Below are 15,213 nucleotides of genomic sequence, written 5' to 3'. Positions count from 1 at the left end.
CCCATGCAATCCGGCGCTTATTTGGACGTAGCACAGGTCACACTTTACGTTTTCTGGATATTCTTCGCGTGCCTGATTTTTTATCTGCGCCGCGAAGACAAGCGTGAGGGTTATCCGCTGGATTCGACCAGCCGCGGAGGGGGCGTCGTTCACGGCTTCCCGCGAATGCCGGACCCCAAGAGCTATCTGCTGAGCAGCGGGCACATCGCGACGCTTCCGAACCACAAGAACGATCGCCGCGATGTCGCGGTGGCGTCGATCGCGCGATGGCCGGGTGCTCCGGGCGAGCCGACCGGCAATCCGATGCTCGACGGCGTCGGGCCGGGATCGTGGGCAGACCGCGAGGACGCTCCCGAACTCAACATCGATAAGATCCCCTGCATCGTTCCACTGCGGGTGGCGGAGGGCACCTTCCTCGAATCCCGCGATCCCGATCCGCGCGGCATGCTGGTGGTCGGCGCCGACCGCGAGATCGCCGGCGTCGTGACCGACGTATGGGTCGATCGCGCCGAGGCATTGATCCGCTATCTCGAAGTCGAAGTCGGCGGGACCGCGAACGTCGAGACCGCGACCGTCGTTGCGGTCACGCCGGTGACGGTGATGCCGCCGTCCGGCGTACCGGTGCCCGCCGCCGTGGTCGAGGTGGCCAGCGTTTCCAGCACCCCGCAAGTTCCAAGCCGGAAGCGCGTGCTGTTGCCGATGACGTTCGCAAAGATTGACGGCCGGCGCGGCAGGGTCAGGGTCAGCGCGATCCTGGGCGGTCAGTTTGCCGACGTCCCGGTCACCGCTAGTCCGAACCAGATTACCAAGCTCGAGGAAGACCGGATCGTCGGCTACTACGGCGGCGGCATGCTCTATGCCACGCCCGCGCGACAGGAGCCTCTGCTGTGAAACAGGATTTTAGCCAGTTCAAGGAGCTGCCAGCACCGCTGCCGGTGGGCGAACGTGTGATCTGGCAGGGCAAGCCGTCATTCAAGGGATTGGCGCTGCGGTCGTTCCATATCAGGGAAGTCGCGATTTATTTCGGCCTTCTGTTGACATGGCGGCTGTGGTCGAACTGGTCCCATGGCCTGCCGGCAGGCGAGGCGATCACATCCGCGCTGTGGCTGATCGTCCCGGCCATCAGCGGCATCGCGGTGCTGGCCGGCCTCGCCTGGCTGTTCCAGCGCGCGGCCTGCTACACCATCACCAGCAAGCGCATCTTGTTTCAGTTCGGCGTGGCGCTGCCGATGACCATGAACATTCCGCTGAGCAAGATCGCCAACGCGGCTTTGAAGACTTATCGCGACGGCAGCGGCGATATCCCGCTGCGGCTCAACGACGGCAAGCGTGTGTCGTATCTGCTGCTTTGGCCGCATATCCGGCCATGGCGGCTTTCCGTTTCGGAGCCGATGCTGAACTCGATTCCGGATGCCGCCCGTATCGCCGCCAAATTGGCAGAAGCGCTCGCTGGCCAGCCAGGTCCGTCTGCAATCTCGCTGCTGCAGTTCGACGGCGCACCGAACGCTGCCGCGAACCCGCCCGCGACCGTCGCAGCCTGAAACGGAGAACCGCCATGCGCGCAGCACTTCATGAGCCCGTCGTTTCCAAAGGCGGAATTCTGGCCGCGGCGGCGCTTATCCTGTTCGCACTGGCCGCTGTCACTGCCGTGCGCGTGACCGGCCTCGGCGAAGTCCGCATGGCGCTGCCGGCGGTGGCCGAAAGCCGCGACCTCCGGTTCGAGGATGGCAGGAACGGGGCGGTGCTGGTGTTCGACGCCCGGGATCATCAACTCGTCGACACGCTGGCGCCGGGCAGCAACGGCTTCATCCGGGTCGTGCTGCGCGGTTTGGCACGCGAGCGCAGGCTCGGCGACATCGGCGCGCAACCGCCGTTCCGGCTTACGCGCTTTGTCAACGGCCAGATCACGCTCACCGATACATCGACCGGCAAGCAGATCGATCTCGACGCATTCGGATCGAGCAATACCGAGGCGTTTGCGAGGCTGATGAACCTGCGGGGCAGCGCAAAATGAGGATGGCCCGGATCAGCATGCGCAGAACCTTCGACGTCCCGTGCACGGTGGAAATCGAGCAAACGTCGGAGACCTTGCATGCGCATGTGGTACTCGACGGCGATATCGAGATCAGGGCCGGTGACGAAGTCCTGGTCCACGACGCCCCGACCCAGGTCGAATTTGGCGAGCGCCTCGTGGTGCGCAGGACCGCGACGGTGACGCGCGGGAGCCTGCTGGACCGGCTGCGCGCATGGGCCGGAGGATATCTCGAATTGACCGAACTTTACGAAGTCAGTTTCTCGGATGGGAGGGCGACATGATCCCCATGGAGGGCGGCACCCAGGGCAGCATTCGCCCCGGTTTCAAGGGCAACGCCGAAAGCACCGAGCTGGCGAGCGAGGATACGATCCTCAGCCCGCGGTTCTACACCACCGATTTCGAGGCGATGGATCGGCTCGATGTCGGCCTGGTGCGTTCCGAATGGAATGCGGTCATCAAGGAACTGCGCGCCGATCACAACAAGTCGCATTTCGTCAAGACCGACGAATTCAAGAACGACCTCGAAAGCCTGCCGCCCGAGCTGCGCAAGGAGTTCAAGGATTTTCTGGTCAGTTCGCTCACCGCCGAGTTTTCCGGCTGCGTGCTCTACGCCGAAATCAAGAAGCGCATCAAGAACAAGGATATCCAGGAACTGTTCAGCTACATGAGCCGCGACGAGGCCCGCCACGCCGGCTTCATCAATGAGATCCTGAAGGATCACGGCATCGGCGTCGATCTCAGTTTTCTCACCAAGGTGAAGAAATACACCTACTTCCGGCCGAAATTCATCTTCTACGCGACCTATCTGTCGGAGAAGATCGGCTACGCACGCTACATCACGATCTTCCGGCAGATGGAGCGGCATCCGGAGCGCCAGTTCCACCCGATTTTCCGCTGGTTCGAATTGTGGTGCAACGACGAGTTCCGCCACGGCGAGGCTTTCGCGCTGCTGATGCGCGCCGATCCCTCGCTGCTGCGCGGCCACAACAAGCTGTGGATCAGGTTCTTCCTGCTCGCGGTGTTTGCGACGATGTATGTGCGCGATCACATGCGGCCTGCATTTCATGAGGCACTCGGAATGCACCCGACGGATTACGACATGCAGGTGTTCCGCATCACCTCGGAAATCTCCAGGCAGGTTTTTCCCGTGGTGCTGGACATCGACGATCCGCGTTTCCTGGCGGGGCTCGAACGGCTCCGGACGATTTCGGAGGCGATTGCCGATGCCCGCACGCAAGGCGGTCCGCTTTCGAAGGTGAAGCGGGCGGGGCTCGCGGCCGCGGCGGCGCTGGCATTTGCGCGGCTGTTCCTGCTGGCGCCGAAGCCGAACGTACTGCCCCGCGACGTCTGCCTGCAGCCGGCCTGGTGAGAGAACGGGTTCATGACCTCCTGGATCGTCCCTCCGATCTACGCAGCATTCATCTGGTGGTTCAGCACCGGGGCGGTGCTGCTGCTGGTGGGACGCCGGGGACGGTCCGATGGCTTGCGGGCGGTCAGCGCTGCAGGCCTGCTGGCGGGGTCGCTGGCCGGTCTTGCGCTTTCCTCCAACGACCCAAGCCCCGGCGGCGCCTATGCGGCGTTCACCTGCACCATCCTGTTATGGGGCGCGCAGGAGATTGCGTTCCTGGCGGGATGGGTCACGGGACCGCGTCCGCGATTCTGCCCCGCGGGCGTCCGAGGCTGGACGCGCCTCAGCCTCGCGCTGCAGGCGATCCTCTACCACGAACTGACGCTGCTGGCCTGCGGCGGGGCCGTCGTGGCGCTGACCTGGAATGGATCAAACCAGATCGGGCTCTGGACCTTCGCCGCGCTGTGGGTGCTCAGGCAAAGCGCCAAGATCAACCTGTTCCTCGGCGTCCCCGTCACCAACGACGAACTGATGCCGGAGGCCGTGCAGTTTCTCAAGACGTTCTTTGCCCGGAAGCCGGTCGGCGCCTTTTTCCCGATCTCGGTCACGCTTGCGACCGCCGTTCTGGTCATCATGATCCAGCGCATCGTCGAAGTCGCGGCGACGCCGTTCGACGTCGTCGGCCTGACGCTGGTCTCGACCCTGTTCGCGCTCGGAGTGGTCGAACACTGGTTCATGCTGCTGCCGCTGCCTGCGATCACGCTGTGGGGCTGGGGCATGCGTTCGCCTTTTCCGCCGGAGGACAACATCATGGAAAACGGTCCAGACGCCAAGCCTGCAAGCGTTCCGCCAAATCTCGTCGTGCTGTCGAGCGTCCGGCCGGAGGCCGCGCCGGCGAAGACGCAGTCGCATTGCGCCCGGCAGCGGCTCGAAGATCAATTTCGGCAGCGATTTCTTGAGCAGAATGCAAGGAGCGATCTGCCGGCGGCTCTCGGTATCGGTGCTGAGCCGGCGGCAACGGTTAACGGGAGGACGTCATGAACTACGAAGCCTATTTCCGCCGGCAACTCGAAGGCCTTCATCGCGAAGGACGGTATCGCATATTTGCCGATCTCGAGCGCAGGGCTGGCGCTTTCCCGCGCGCCAAGCATCATCATCCCGGCGGTTCCGGCGAGGTCACCGTGTGGTGCTCCAACGACTATCTCGGCATGGGTCAGCATCCCGCGGTGCTCGAGGCCATGCATGAGGCGCTCGACAGTTGCGGCGCCGGCGCCGGCGGCACGCGCAATATCGCAGGCACCAACCATTTTCACGTGCTGCTGGAGCGCGAACTGGCCGACCTGCACGGCAAGGAAGCGGCATTGCTGTTTACCTCGGGCTATGTGTCGAACATGACCTCCCTCAGCACCTTGGCGTCACGGATGCCGGGCTGCACGATCTTGTCGGATCAACTCAATCATGCCTCGATGATCGAGGGCATCCGGCATAGCCGCAGCGAAACCCGCATCTTTGCCCACAACGATCCGCGCGATCTCGAGCGCAAGCTGTCCGATCTCGATCCACATGCGCCGAAGCTGGTGGCGTTCGAGTCGGTCTATTCGATGGATGGCGACATCGCGCCGATCGCCGAGATCTGCGATGTCGCGGACGCGCACAACGCCATGACCTATCTCGACGAAGTCCACGCCGTCGGCCTGTACGGCCGGAGGGGCGGCGGCATCGCCGAGCGCGAAGGACTGAGCCATCGCCTCACCGTGATCGAGGGCACGCTGGCGAAGGCGTTCGGCGTCATCGGCGGTTATGTGGCGGCATCGGCCACGATCTGCGATTTCATCCGCAGCTTCGCCTCGGGCTTCATCTTCACGACGTCGCTGCCGCCGGCGGTCGCCGCGGGCGCGCTGACCAGCGTTCGCCATCTTAAATCCAGCGCCGGGGAGCGCGAGCGGCACCAGGACCGCGTGGCGCGACTGCGCTCCCGGCTCGATGAAGCCGGCGTGGCGCATCTCGACAACCCCAGCCACATCGTGCCGGTGATGGTGTGCGACCCGGTGCTCTGCAAGCAGATCAGCGACGTGCTGATCGACCGCTACGGCATTTACGTCCAGCCGATCAACTATCCGACCGTGCCGCGCGGCACGGAGCGGCTGCGCATCACCCCGTCTCCCCATCATACCGATGCGGACATCGAGCATCTGGTTCAGGCATTGGCCGAAATCTGGGCCGAGGTCGGCCTCGCCAAGGCGGCCTGAGCGGCGTCACCGGCGCCTGCCGCGGGCCGACGAACGCGTGAGGCGCAGCCTGCCGTGCATGCGCGGCAGAAACTGCGCCCCGTTGGCGCTGAGAAAGTCGAGCATCGCCTGCGCGGGCGGCAACAGAACCTTGTCCTTGCGGGAAAGCACGAACCATTGCCGGATCACGGGAAGGCCTTCGACATCCAGCGTCACCAATCTCCGCTCATCGAGTTCGGTCGCCACCGTATGCGCGGAAAGGAACGCAATTCCCAAACCGGCGATCACCGCCTGCTTGATGGTCTCGTTGCTGCTCATCGCCATGCCGATTTTCGGACGAACCGCGGCGGTTTCGAACAACTGCTCCATAAGGCCGCGCGTTCCGGAGCCGGGTTCGCGCGTCAAAAACGTTTCGCCGGCAAGGGCGCTCAACGGCAGACGCGCTTTTCGCGCCAGCCGATGGCCGGTCGGCGCGATGATGACGTGAGGATGATCGCCGATCAGGTGCACGTTCATGTCGACATCGACCGGCGGACGGCCCATGATGGCGATATCGAGATCGTAGCCGCGCAGCGCCGCGCCGATTTCCTGCCGGTTGCCGATCGAGAGCAGCACCTCGACGTTCGGGTGAAGCCTCGAAAATCCGGAGATCGCAAACGGCACGAAATATTTCGCGGTGCTGACCGCACCGATCGAGATGCGTCCTGCGGTTTTTCCCGAAATCATCTCGAGCGATGTCGCGCAATCGGCAATCGCGGCATCGATACGCTCGGCGAGGGCAAGAACTTCCCGGCCGGCGTCGGTCAGCAGCATGCCGTCGCCGCTGCGCTGGATCAGCGGCAATCCCGCGAGCGCCTGCAGATTACGAAGTTGAAGCGTGACCGCCGGCTGGGTGAGATGCAGTTGCCTGGCGGCTGCGGTGACCGATCTGTCCTTGTGAACCGCGGCCAGGGCGCGCAATTGACGGATGGTCAATTCGCGCAGAAACCGGCTCGCCATCGCTCCGACCTTTATAAGAAAAACTTTGCTTCGCCCAAAGATAACAAAATTTCACTAATCGGGCAAACTGAGCTTCTGTGGGAGGCGGTTTGCCGTCCGGCGAAACGCGGCGGGAATGGCCCCGTAGAGGGCGCAGGGAGACGGCCATGGACGAACGCGTGACGCTGCGTTCGCATCTCGATCGATCGGCATCACGGACGCCGCGCGGCGATGCGGTGGCCGCGGTGATCGAAGCCATCGCCGCCGCGACGGTCGATCTGGCCGCGCTCATCGCCGACGGGCCGCTGGCCGGCATCACCGGGCAGGACGGCGGCATCAACGCCGACGGCGACCGGCAAAAGGACATCGATGTCGCCGCCGACGAGATGATGCGGCTGGCGCTGGCGGATGCCCCGGTTGCGGCTGTTCTTTCGGAGGAAGCGGCGCTCCCGGAAACCCTCAATCCGCAAGCGCCGCTCTGCGTCGCGATCGATCCGCTCGACGGGTCCGCCAACCTGGAAAACAACATCTCGGTCGGCACCATCTTTTCGATTCGCCCCCGCGGCAACGACATCCTGTCGACTTTCTTCGAACCGGGCACGGCCCAGTGCGCCGCCGGCTTCGTCGTCTACGGTCCGCAGACCACGTTGGTGCTCGCGCATGACGAAAGCGTCGATATCTTCATTCTCAACCGGCATACCGAGCAGTTCCTGCTGATCAAACAGGGCGTGAAGATTGCGCCCGATACACCTGAATTCGCCATCAACGCCTCCAACCGCCGGCACTGGTATGGGCCGGTTCGCGCCTATATCGACGAATGCCTCGCCGGCACCAACGGTGACCGCGGCGCGGATTTCAATATGCGCTGGATCGGCTCGCTGGTCGCCGAATCGCTGCGCATCCTCGTGCGTGGCGGGGTGTTTCTATATCCGGCCGATGCGCGCCCCGGTTATCGGGAGGGAAGGCTTCGCCTCCTGTACGAAGCCCATCCCATGGCGCTGGTGATGGAGTGGGCCGGTGGCGCGGCGACCACAGGGCGCCGGCGAATCCTGGAACTGGGAGCAAAAACGCCGCACCAGCGGGTGCCGCTGATCATGGGCTCGGTGCGCGGGGTGCGCGACGTCTCCGCCATTCACGAAGGCATCGAACCGATGTTCGACAATAGCGACGCGCCGCTGTTTGCGCGGCGCGGCCTGTTCCGCTGAGCGGGAACGATATGTCGCGCAGCCATCCCATCATATCGATCACGGGCTCGTCGGGGGCCGGCACGACCTCGGTGAAGAAGACCTTCGAGAACATTTTCCGCCGCGAGAAAGTCGCCGCCGCCTATATCGAAGGCGACGCCTTCCATCGCTACAACCGCGTCGACATGCGCACGAAAATGTCCGAGGAGGGTGAGCGCGGCAACAAGCACTTCAGCCATTTCAGTCCCGAGACCAACCTGTTCGAGGAACTGGAGCGCGTGTTCCGCGACTACGGCGAATCCGGTACCGGCACCACGCGCCATTACGTGCACGACGCCGAAGAGGCCAAGCTGTACGGCGCCGCGCCGGGCACGTTTACCGAATGGGGACCGTTGCCGGAAAAATCCGACTTGCTGTTCTACGAGGGTCTGCACGGCGCCGTGGTGACCGACAAGGTCAATATCGCGCAGCATGCCGACCTCAAGATCGGCGTCGTGCCGGTCATCAACCTGGAATGGATCCAGAAGCTGCATCGCGACCGCAGCGACCGCGGCTATACCCAGGAAGCGGTTACCGACACCATCCTGCGGCGGATGCCGGACTACGTGAACTACATCTGCCCGCAATTCGCCGAGACCGACATCAATTTTCAGCGCGTGCCGACCGTCGATACGTCGAATCCGTTCATCGCACGCTGGATCCCGACGCCGGATGAATCGATGGTGGTGATCCGGCTCAAGAATCCCCGCGGCATCGATTTTCCCTATCTGCTGTCGATGATCCCGAACAGCTTCATGTCGCGCGCCAATTCGATCGTGATCCATGGATCGAAACTCGACCTTGCAATGCAGCTCATCCTCACTCCGCTGATCCTGCAATTGATGGAACGCAAGAGGCGCACGGTATGACCGTTCATGCTCTATCCTCTGTCGCCAGCCGCTCCGACGTCTCGCACGCGGAGATGGCGAACGCGATCCGCTTTCTGGTGGTCGACGCGGTCGAGAAGGCGAAGTCGGGCCATCCGGGCATGCCCATGGGCATGGCCGACGTCGCCACGGTGCTGTTTTCGCGTTTCCTGAAATTCGATGCCGCCGATCCGGCATGGCCGGATCGCGACCGCTTCGTACTGTCCGCCGGCCACGGCTCGATGCTGCTCTATGCGTTGCTGTACCTGACGGGCTACGAGGGCGTCACATCGGATCAGCTCAAGGCCTTCAGGCAGTGGGGTTCGAAGACGCCGGGTCATCCCGAGTACGGCCACACGCCCGGCGTCGAGACCACCACCGGCCCGTTGGGCCAGGGCATCGCGACCGCCGTCGGTATGGCGCTGGCGGAACGGCTGATGAATGCACGCTTCGGCGATGATTTCGTCGATCACTATACCTATGCGATCGCCGGCGACGGCTGCCTGATGGAAGGCCTGAGCCATGAAGCGATATCGCTGGCCGGACATCTCCAGCTCAGCCGGCTGATCGTACTGTTCGACGACAATGAAATCTCGATCGACGGATCGACCGCGCTGTCATGTTCGGATGATCAGCTTGAACGGTTCAAGGCGTCCGGATGGTCGGCATGCCGCATCGACGGCCATGATCCGGATGCGATCGCCGCGGCGATCCAGCAGGCGCGGCATAGCGATCGGCCGTCACTGATCGCATGCCGCACCGTCATCGGATTCGGGGCGCCGAACCGGCAGGGCAGCGAAAAAGCCCACGGCGCGCCGCTTGGCGCCGACGAGGTCGCAAAGACACGCGCGGCGCTGGACTGGCCGCACCAGCCGTTCCGGATTCCGGAACCCGTCATCGGGCAGTGGCGCAGGATCGGCGCGCAGGGGCAGGGAGCCCGCCGGGCATGGATCGAGCGGACAAAGCGCATCACGTCGACCCCGCGCTCGGCCTTCCACGATGCGCTGAACCGAAAGCTGCCTTGCGGATATGCCGAGGCGATGGCGCGGATACGAGGTCATTTCGGGGCCGAACAGTTAACCATCGCCGCCCGGCAGGCATCGCAGCTCGTAATCGACGTCATTGCGGAAGCCTTGCCGAATTTGCTCGGCGGCTCGGCCGATCTTACGCATTCCAATCTTACGCGCGCCAAGACGCATCAGCCGGTTCGGCCGGGCGCCTTCAGCGGCAGCTATATTCATTATGGCGTCCGTGAGCATGCCATGGCCGCCGCGATGAACGGCATCGCGCTGCACGGCGGGTTCATCCCCTACGGCGGCACGTTCCTCACCTTCGCCGACTACAGCCGCCCTGCGATCAGGCTGGCGGCGCTGATGGGGATCAGGGTCATTCATGTAATGACGCATGATTCCATTGGACTGGGCGAGGACGGTCCCACGCATCAGCCGGTCGAGCATCTGGCTTCGCTGCGGGCGATTCCGAATCTGCTGGTGTTCCGCCCGGGCGACGCCGTCGAGACCGCCGAGGCCTGGGATTGCGCGTTGCGGACCGACGCCGGCCCTTCCGTGCTGTGCCTGTCACGGCAGGCGCTGCCGGCGTTCCGCGCCGCCGGCGATGCCAATCTGGTGGCGCTCGGCGCCTATGTGGTGGTCGAACCGGAGGACGGGCGTGATGTCACGCTGATCGCGACGGGATCCGAAATGTCGATTGCCTTGAAGGCCGCAAAGCTGCTCGCCGGCGACGGCGTCCGCGCCGCAGTGGTCTCGGCTCCGTGCTTCGATCTGTTTCGCCGGCAATCGCGGCAATACCGCGCGGACGTGCTGGGAAGTGTTCCCCGGATCGGTATCGAGGCCGCGGTGGAGGGCGACTGGGCGCGCTGGCTCGGCGACGGCGGCGAATTCGTCGGGATGACCGGCTTCGGCGCTTCGGCGCCGGCGGAGGTGCTGTATCACGAATTCGGCATTACCCCGGAAGCCGTCGCCACGGCGACACTGCATTGCCTGGCGCGTTTGAGGCTGGGGAAGCAGGCATGAACTTTCAGGCAAAAAAGACAATCACACGGAGGCTGCGATGGCGCGGATCACGCTGAGGCAATTGCTCGATCATGCCGCCGAGCACGGCTATGGCGTGCCGGCGTTCAACATCAACAACATGGAGCAGGGTCTTGCGATCATGGAAGCGGCCGCAGCCGTCGATGCCCCGGTCATCATCCAGGCTTCGCGCGGAGCGCGTTCTTACGCCAACGATATCATGCTGTCGAAGATGATTGACGCGCTGGAGGAGATGTATCCGCAGATTCCGCTCTGCATGCATCAGGACCACGGCAACGAGGAAGCGACCTGCGCCACGGCGATCAAATACGGTTTTACGTCGGTGATGATGGACGGCTCGCTCAAGGCGGATGCCAAGACCGCCGCAGATTATGATTACAACGTCGATATCACCCGTCGCGTGGTCGAGATGGCGCACTGGATCGGCGCGTCGGTCGAAGGCGAGTTGGGCGTGCTCGGGTCGCTGGAGCATGGCGGCGGCGAACAGGAAGATGGCCATGGCGTCGAAGGCGAGGTCAGCCATGATCAGCTTCTGACCGATCCGGACCAGGCGGTCGACTTTGTTCGCGCCACCAAGGTCGACGCGCTGGCGATCGCGATGGGCACCTCGCACGGCGCCTACAAGTTCTCGCGCAAGCCGGACGGCGACATTCTCGCCATGAAGGTGGTCGAGGAAATCCACCGCCGGCTGCCGAACACCCATCTGGTGATGCACGGTTCGTCCTCGGTGCCGCAGCCGCTGCAGGATGCGTTCAATCAATTCGGCGGCGAGATGCCGCAGACCTGGGGCGTCCCGGTCGAGGAGATCGTTCGCGGAATCCGGCACGGCGTGCGCAAGGTCAATATCGACACCGACTGCCGGCTGGCGATGGCCGCGGCGTTCCGTAAGGTCGCGAGCCAGACCAGAAGCGAATTCGACCCCCGCAAGTTCCTCAAACCGGCGATGGACGCGATGCACGATCTCTGCCGCGAGCGTTTCGAGCAGTTCGGCACTGCGGGAAACGCCGCGAAGATCAAGGTCGTTCCGCTGTCGGAAATGGCCAGGCGCTATCGCGCTGGGAAACTCGATCCACGCATCGGCGACATGGCAGCGGCCGCCGAGTAATCCGACGAATCCGATCTCTTCGCCGCATATCAAGGAGAATACCATGAACGAACAGTCGATGACCATCCGCGGCAAGGATCGCTACAAATCCGGGGTCATGGAATACAAGAAGATGGGCTACTGGGAGCCCGACTACGAGCCGAAGGACACCGATATCATTGCGCTGTTCCGGGTGACGCCGCAGGATGGCGTCGATCCGATCGAGGCCTGCGCGGCGGTGGCGGGCGAGTCTTCCACCGCGACGTGGACGGTGGTGTGGACCGACCGGCTGACCGCGGCGGAAAAATACCGCGCCAAATGCTATCGCGTCGATCCGGTGCCGAATGCGCCCGGCAGTGTTTTCGCCTATATCGCCTATGACCTCGACCTGTTCGAGCCCGGCTCGATCGCCAACCTGACGGCTTCGATCATCGGCAACGTATTCGGGTTCAAGCCGCTCAAGGCGCTTCGCCTCGAGGACATGCGGCTGCCGATCGCCTATGTGAAGACGTTCCAGGGGCCGGCGACAGGCATCGTGGTCGAACGCGAGCGTCTCGACAAGTTCGGACGGCCGCTGCTGGGCGCAACGGTGAAACCGAAGCTCGGCCTCTCGGGCCGCAATTACGGACGCGTGGTCTATGAAGCGCTCACAGGCGGCCTCGACTTCTGCAAGGATGACGAGAACATCAACTCGCAGCCCTTCATGCATTGGCGCGATCGCTTTCTGTACTGCATGGAAGGCGTCAACCGCGCGCAAGCGGCGACCGGCGAGGTCAAAGGCACCTATCTCAACGTGACTGCGGCGACCATGGAAGACATGTACGAGCGCGCCGATTTCGCCAAGCAGCTCGGGTCGGTCATCGTCATGATCGACCTCGTCATTGGCTACACCGCGATCCAGTCGATGGCGAAGTGGGCGCGCCGCAACGACATGATCCTGCATCTGCATCGCGCCGGCCATTCGACCTACACCCGGCAGCGCCTGCACGGCGTTTCGTTCCGGGTCATCGCCAAATGGATGCGGCTCGCCGGCGTCGATCACATCCATGCCGGCACCGTGGTCGGCAAGCTCGAGGGTGATCCGGCGACGACCCGCGGCTATTACGACATCTGCCGCGAGGACTTCAATCCGACGACGCTGGAACACGGCGTGTTCTTCGATCAGAACTGGGCGAGCCTCAACAAGATGATGCCGGTGGCGTCGGGCGGCATCCACGCCGGTCAGATGCACCAACTGCTCGATCATCTCGGCGAGGATGTCGTGCTGCAGTTCGGCGGCGGAACGATCGGACATCCGAAGGGAATCCAGGCCGGCGCCACGGCCAACCGCGTCGCGCTGGAGGCGATGATCCTCGCACGCAACGAAGGGCGCGACTATCTCCGCGAAGGTCCGGAAATCCTTGCCAAAGCCGCCCAGACCTGCACCCCGCTGCGGGACGCGCTGGAGGTCTGGAAGGACATCACCTTCAATTACGAATCGACCGATTCGCCTGATTTCGTGCCGACCGCAACGCCCGCAATATAGGGAAAGAGGATAACTGCGATGAGAGTGACCCAAGGCTGCTTTTCCTTTCTCCCCGATCTGACCGACGAACAGATCACCGCCCAGATCCAGTACTGCCTCGAAAAAGGCTGGGCGGTGAACATCGAGTTCACCGACGATCCCCACCCGCGCAATACCTACTGGGATATGTGGGGTCTGCCGATGTTCGACCTGCGCGACGCCGCCGGCATCCTGATGGAACTGACCGAGTGCCGGAAGGTCTATGGCGACCGCTATATCCGGATGTCGGCGTTCGACTCCAGCCACGGCTGGGAATCCGTCAGGCTGTCGTTCATCGTCAATCGCCCCAAGGAGGAGCCGGGCTTCCATCTGGAGCGGCAGGAAGTCGGCGGACGCAGCATTCGCTACACCACGCGATCCTATGCCGTCGATCGTCCCGAGGGCCAGCGTTACGGTGACAAGTGAGTACGCAGACCGTTTCATCGGCCGTTGCGGCGGACGCGGGCGAGGCGCCGGCGGCCGACCGCGTCGACCTGCGCCGCGAATTCAACGAGGTCGGCATCGGCGACGTGCTCGACCAGCTCGACCGCGAATTGATCGGCTTAAAACCGGTCAAAACGCGGATTCGCGAGATCGCCTCGCTGCTGCTGATTGAACGCATCCGCAAGCGCATGAACCTCACGTCCGAGGTGCCGACCTTGCACATGTCGTTCACCGGCAATCCCGGTACCGGCAAGACCACGGTGGCGCTGCGGATCGCCAGCATCCTGCACAAGCTCGGCTTTGTGCGCCGCGGGCAGGTGGTTTCGGTCACCCGTGATGAACTGGTGGGACAATATATCGGCCACACCGCGCCAAAAACCAAGGAGATCCTCAAAAAGGCGATGGGCGGCGTGCTGTTTATCGACGAGGCCTATTACCTGCACCGGCCGGACAATGAGCGCGACTACGGTCAGGAAGCGATCGAGATCCTGCTGCAGGTGATGGAATCGCAGCGCGAGGATCTCGTCGTGATCCTGGCGGGCTATGGCGACCGCATGGACAAATTCTTCGCGAGCAATCCAGGCTTCCGCTCGCGCATCGCGCACCATATCGATTTTCCGGATTATTCCGACGGCGAATTGCTGGCGATCGCCGAATTGATGCTGCACGACATGAACTACAAGTTCAGCCCTGAAGCCCGGGAAGCGTTCGAGCGTTACATCACGCTGCGGAAGACCCAGCCGCTGTTTTCCAACGCTCGTTCGATCCGCAACGCGCTCGACCGCATGCGGCTGCGCCAGGCCAACCGCCTGGTCGCCGACCTCGACCGGGTGCTGAGCGCCGACGATATCATGTCGCTGGAGGCGTCGGACGTATTGGCGAGCAGGGTATTTTTATCGCACGCGATGCCTGACGCCGGTCGAGGGACAGGTCTTGACTGACAAGAATGAGGGCGCGGGTACGGCATCCGTGTGTGAGTGGCCTGGACGATGGAAAGAAAGAGCATGGCGCGCAACATTCTGATCCTTGGAGCCTCGTATGGCTCGTTGCTGGCGACAAAGCTGCTGCTGGCGGGCCACGATGTGACCCTGGTCTGCCGCAGGAACACCGCGGAGCTCATCAACCGTGACGGTACCGAGGTTCGCATCAAGCTGCGTGACGAGCCGGCGCACCGCGCGATCTTGTCGCGCGACCTGCCCGGGAAGCTGGACGCGACCATGCCCCAGGACGTCGACCTTTCGCGTTACGACCTGGTCGCGCTCGCCATGCAGGAGCCGCAATACACCAACCACACGATCCGGGTCCTGATGATCAGGATCGCCGCGGCGAAGCTGCCGTGCCTGTCGATCATGAACATGCCCGGCGCTGGCGGGCATGGAGCTCGAAGAGTCCTACACCAATGCGCTGGTGTGG

The 15,213-nt window shown here is 63.5% G+C and carries 15 protein-coding genes and 1 pseudogene; 15 read left to right on the top strand and 1 reads right to left on the bottom strand.

The window, feature by feature from the left end; genetic code table 11:
• Positions 1–3: 3 nt before the first annotated feature.
• The 7 genes from puhA to hemA are packed head-to-tail and all read left to right on the top strand — an operon-like array spanning position 4 to position 5,632.
• The gene (gene puhA / locus ACFE72_RS07010; RefSeq protein ID WP_375412354.1) at positions 4–891 is read left to right on the top strand and encodes a photosynthetic reaction center subunit H; all 888 of its coding nucleotides are present in this window, start codon (positions 4–6) and stop codon (positions 889–891) included.
• A complete protein-coding gene (gene puhB / locus ACFE72_RS07005; protein WP_375412353.1) occupies positions 888–1,541 on the top strand; it encodes a photosynthetic complex putative assembly protein PuhB in 654 nt (217 codons plus the stop codon). The genes puhA and puhB overlap by 4 nt, the downstream gene beginning before the upstream one ends.
• 14 nt (positions 1,542–1,555) lie before the next feature.
• Positions 1,556–2,014 (top strand): photosynthetic complex assembly protein PuhC, encoded by a 459-nt coding sequence (gene puhC / locus ACFE72_RS07000; protein ID WP_375412352.1) that lies wholly within the window; start codon positions 1,556–1,558, stop codon positions 2,012–2,014.
• Positions 2,015–2,031: 17 nt separating this feature from the next.
• Positions 2,032–2,316, top strand: coding sequence for a hypothetical protein (locus ACFE72_RS06995; protein WP_375412351.1), 285 nt, complete (start codon positions 2,032–2,034; stop codon positions 2,314–2,316).
• Positions 2,313–3,404 (top strand): magnesium-protoporphyrin IX monomethyl ester (oxidative) cyclase, encoded by a 1,092-nt coding sequence (gene acsF / locus ACFE72_RS06990; protein ID WP_375412350.1) that lies wholly within the window; start codon positions 2,313–2,315, stop codon positions 3,402–3,404. The genes ACFE72_RS06995 and acsF overlap by 4 nt, the downstream gene beginning before the upstream one ends.
• 12 nt (positions 3,405–3,416) lie before the next feature.
• A complete protein-coding gene (puhE, locus tag ACFE72_RS06985) occupies positions 3,417–4,424 on the top strand; it encodes a putative photosynthetic complex assembly protein PuhE (RefSeq protein WP_375412349.1) in 1,008 nt (335 codons plus the stop codon).
• Positions 4,421–5,632 carry a 5-aminolevulinate synthase gene (gene hemA, locus ACFE72_RS06980; protein ID WP_375412348.1) on the top strand — a complete coding sequence of 404 codons (1,212 nt, stop codon included), beginning with the start codon at positions 4,421–4,423 and terminating at the stop codon, positions 5,630–5,632. The genes puhE and hemA overlap by 4 nt, the downstream gene beginning before the upstream one ends.
• Positions 5,633–5,638: 6 nt before the next feature.
• Here the strand turns inward: hemA and ACFE72_RS06975 are convergent, their stop codons facing one another.
• Positions 5,639–6,610: a LysR family transcriptional regulator gene (locus tag ACFE72_RS06975; protein WP_375412347.1), complete on the bottom strand. Its 972-nt coding sequence runs from the start codon at positions 6,608–6,610 to the stop codon at positions 5,639–5,641.
• Positions 6,611–6,756: 146 nt separating this feature from the next.
• On the opposite strand from ACFE72_RS06975, the gene ACFE72_RS06970 reads away from it, so the two are divergent.
• The 8 genes and pseudogenes from ACFE72_RS06970 to ACFE72_RS06935 all read left to right on the top strand — a co-directional run.
• Positions 6,757–7,794 (top strand): class 1 fructose-bisphosphatase, encoded by a 1,038-nt coding sequence (locus ACFE72_RS06970; RefSeq protein ID WP_375412346.1) that lies wholly within the window; start codon positions 6,757–6,759, stop codon positions 7,792–7,794.
• 11 nt (positions 7,795–7,805) lie between these two features.
• Positions 7,806–8,681 (top strand): phosphoribulokinase, encoded by an 876-nt coding sequence (locus tag ACFE72_RS06965; protein ID WP_375412345.1) that lies wholly within the window; start codon positions 7,806–7,808, stop codon positions 8,679–8,681.
• Complete coding sequence (tkt, locus tag ACFE72_RS06960; protein WP_375412344.1) at positions 8,678–10,711, top strand: transketolase; 2,034 nt, start codon at positions 8,678–8,680, stop codon at positions 10,709–10,711. The genes ACFE72_RS06965 and tkt overlap by 4 nt, the downstream gene beginning before the upstream one ends.
• A 37-nt stretch (positions 10,712–10,748) precedes the next feature.
• Complete coding sequence (gene fba / locus ACFE72_RS06955) at positions 10,749–11,834, top strand: class II fructose-bisphosphate aldolase (protein ID WP_375412343.1); 1,086 nt, start codon at positions 10,749–10,751, stop codon at positions 11,832–11,834.
• A gap of 43 nt (positions 11,835–11,877) precedes the next feature.
• Positions 11,878–13,338: a form I ribulose bisphosphate carboxylase large subunit gene (locus ACFE72_RS06950; protein ID WP_375412342.1), complete on the top strand. Its 1,461-nt coding sequence runs from the start codon at positions 11,878–11,880 to the stop codon at positions 13,336–13,338.
• 18 nt (positions 13,339–13,356) lie between these two features.
• Entirely contained in the window at positions 13,357–13,782 is a 426-nt protein-coding gene (locus ACFE72_RS06945; protein ID WP_375412341.1) for a ribulose bisphosphate carboxylase small subunit, read from the top strand.
• Positions 13,779–14,741, top strand: coding sequence for a CbbX protein (gene cbbX / locus ACFE72_RS06940; RefSeq protein WP_375412340.1), 963 nt, complete (start codon positions 13,779–13,781; stop codon positions 14,739–14,741). The genes ACFE72_RS06945 and cbbX overlap by 4 nt, the downstream gene beginning before the upstream one ends.
• Before the next feature lie 63 nt (positions 14,742–14,804).
• Positions 14,805–15,213, top strand: a pseudogene (locus ACFE72_RS06935) (ketopantoate reductase family protein); the annotation flags it as partial.

The organism is uncultured Bradyrhizobium sp., assembly GCF_964252615.1.
Classification (GTDB): Bacteria; Pseudomonadota; Alphaproteobacteria; order Rhizobiales; family Xanthobacteraceae; genus Bradyrhizobium.
Note: the sequence above shows the minus strand (reverse complement) of the source record. Positions and strands in the feature narration are given on the sequence as shown.

Excerpts from the sequence above, each read along its gene's own strand:
- ACFE72_RS06945 (WP_375412341.1), top strand. The coding sequence starts at position 13,357 with ATGAGAGTGACCCAAGGCTGCTTTTCCTTTCTCCCCGATCTGACCGAC.
- ACFE72_RS06975 (WP_375412347.1), bottom strand. The coding sequence starts at position 6,610 with ATGGCGAGCCGGTTTCTGCGCGAATTGACCATCCGTCAATTGCGCGCC.
- puhC (WP_375412352.1), top strand. The coding sequence starts at position 1,556 with ATGCGCGCAGCACTTCATGAGCCCGTCGTTTCCAAAGGCGGAATTCTG.
- ACFE72_RS06965 (WP_375412345.1), top strand. The coding sequence starts at position 7,806 with ATGTCGCGCAGCCATCCCATCATATCGATCACGGGCTCGTCGGGGGCC.
- puhE (WP_375412349.1), top strand. The coding sequence starts at position 3,417 with ATGACCTCCTGGATCGTCCCTCCGATCTACGCAGCATTCATCTGGTGG.
- ACFE72_RS06970 (WP_375412346.1), top strand. The coding sequence starts at position 6,757 with ATGGACGAACGCGTGACGCTGCGTTCGCATCTCGATCGATCGGCATCA.
- hemA (WP_375412348.1), top strand. The coding sequence starts at position 4,421 with ATGAACTACGAAGCCTATTTCCGCCGGCAACTCGAAGGCCTTCATCGC.
- fba (WP_375412343.1), top strand. The coding sequence starts at position 10,749 with ATGGCGCGGATCACGCTGAGGCAATTGCTCGATCATGCCGCCGAGCAC.
- acsF (WP_375412350.1), top strand. The coding sequence starts at position 2,313 with ATGATCCCCATGGAGGGCGGCACCCAGGGCAGCATTCGCCCCGGTTTC.
- tkt (WP_375412344.1), top strand. The coding sequence starts at position 8,678 with ATGACCGTTCATGCTCTATCCTCTGTCGCCAGCCGCTCCGACGTCTCG.
- ACFE72_RS06995 (WP_375412351.1), top strand. The coding sequence starts at position 2,032 with ATGCGCAGAACCTTCGACGTCCCGTGCACGGTGGAAATCGAGCAAACG.
- puhA (WP_375412354.1), top strand. The coding sequence starts at position 4 with ATGCAATCCGGCGCTTATTTGGACGTAGCACAGGTCACACTTTACGTT.
- ACFE72_RS06950 (WP_375412342.1), top strand. The coding sequence starts at position 11,878 with ATGAACGAACAGTCGATGACCATCCGCGGCAAGGATCGCTACAAATCC.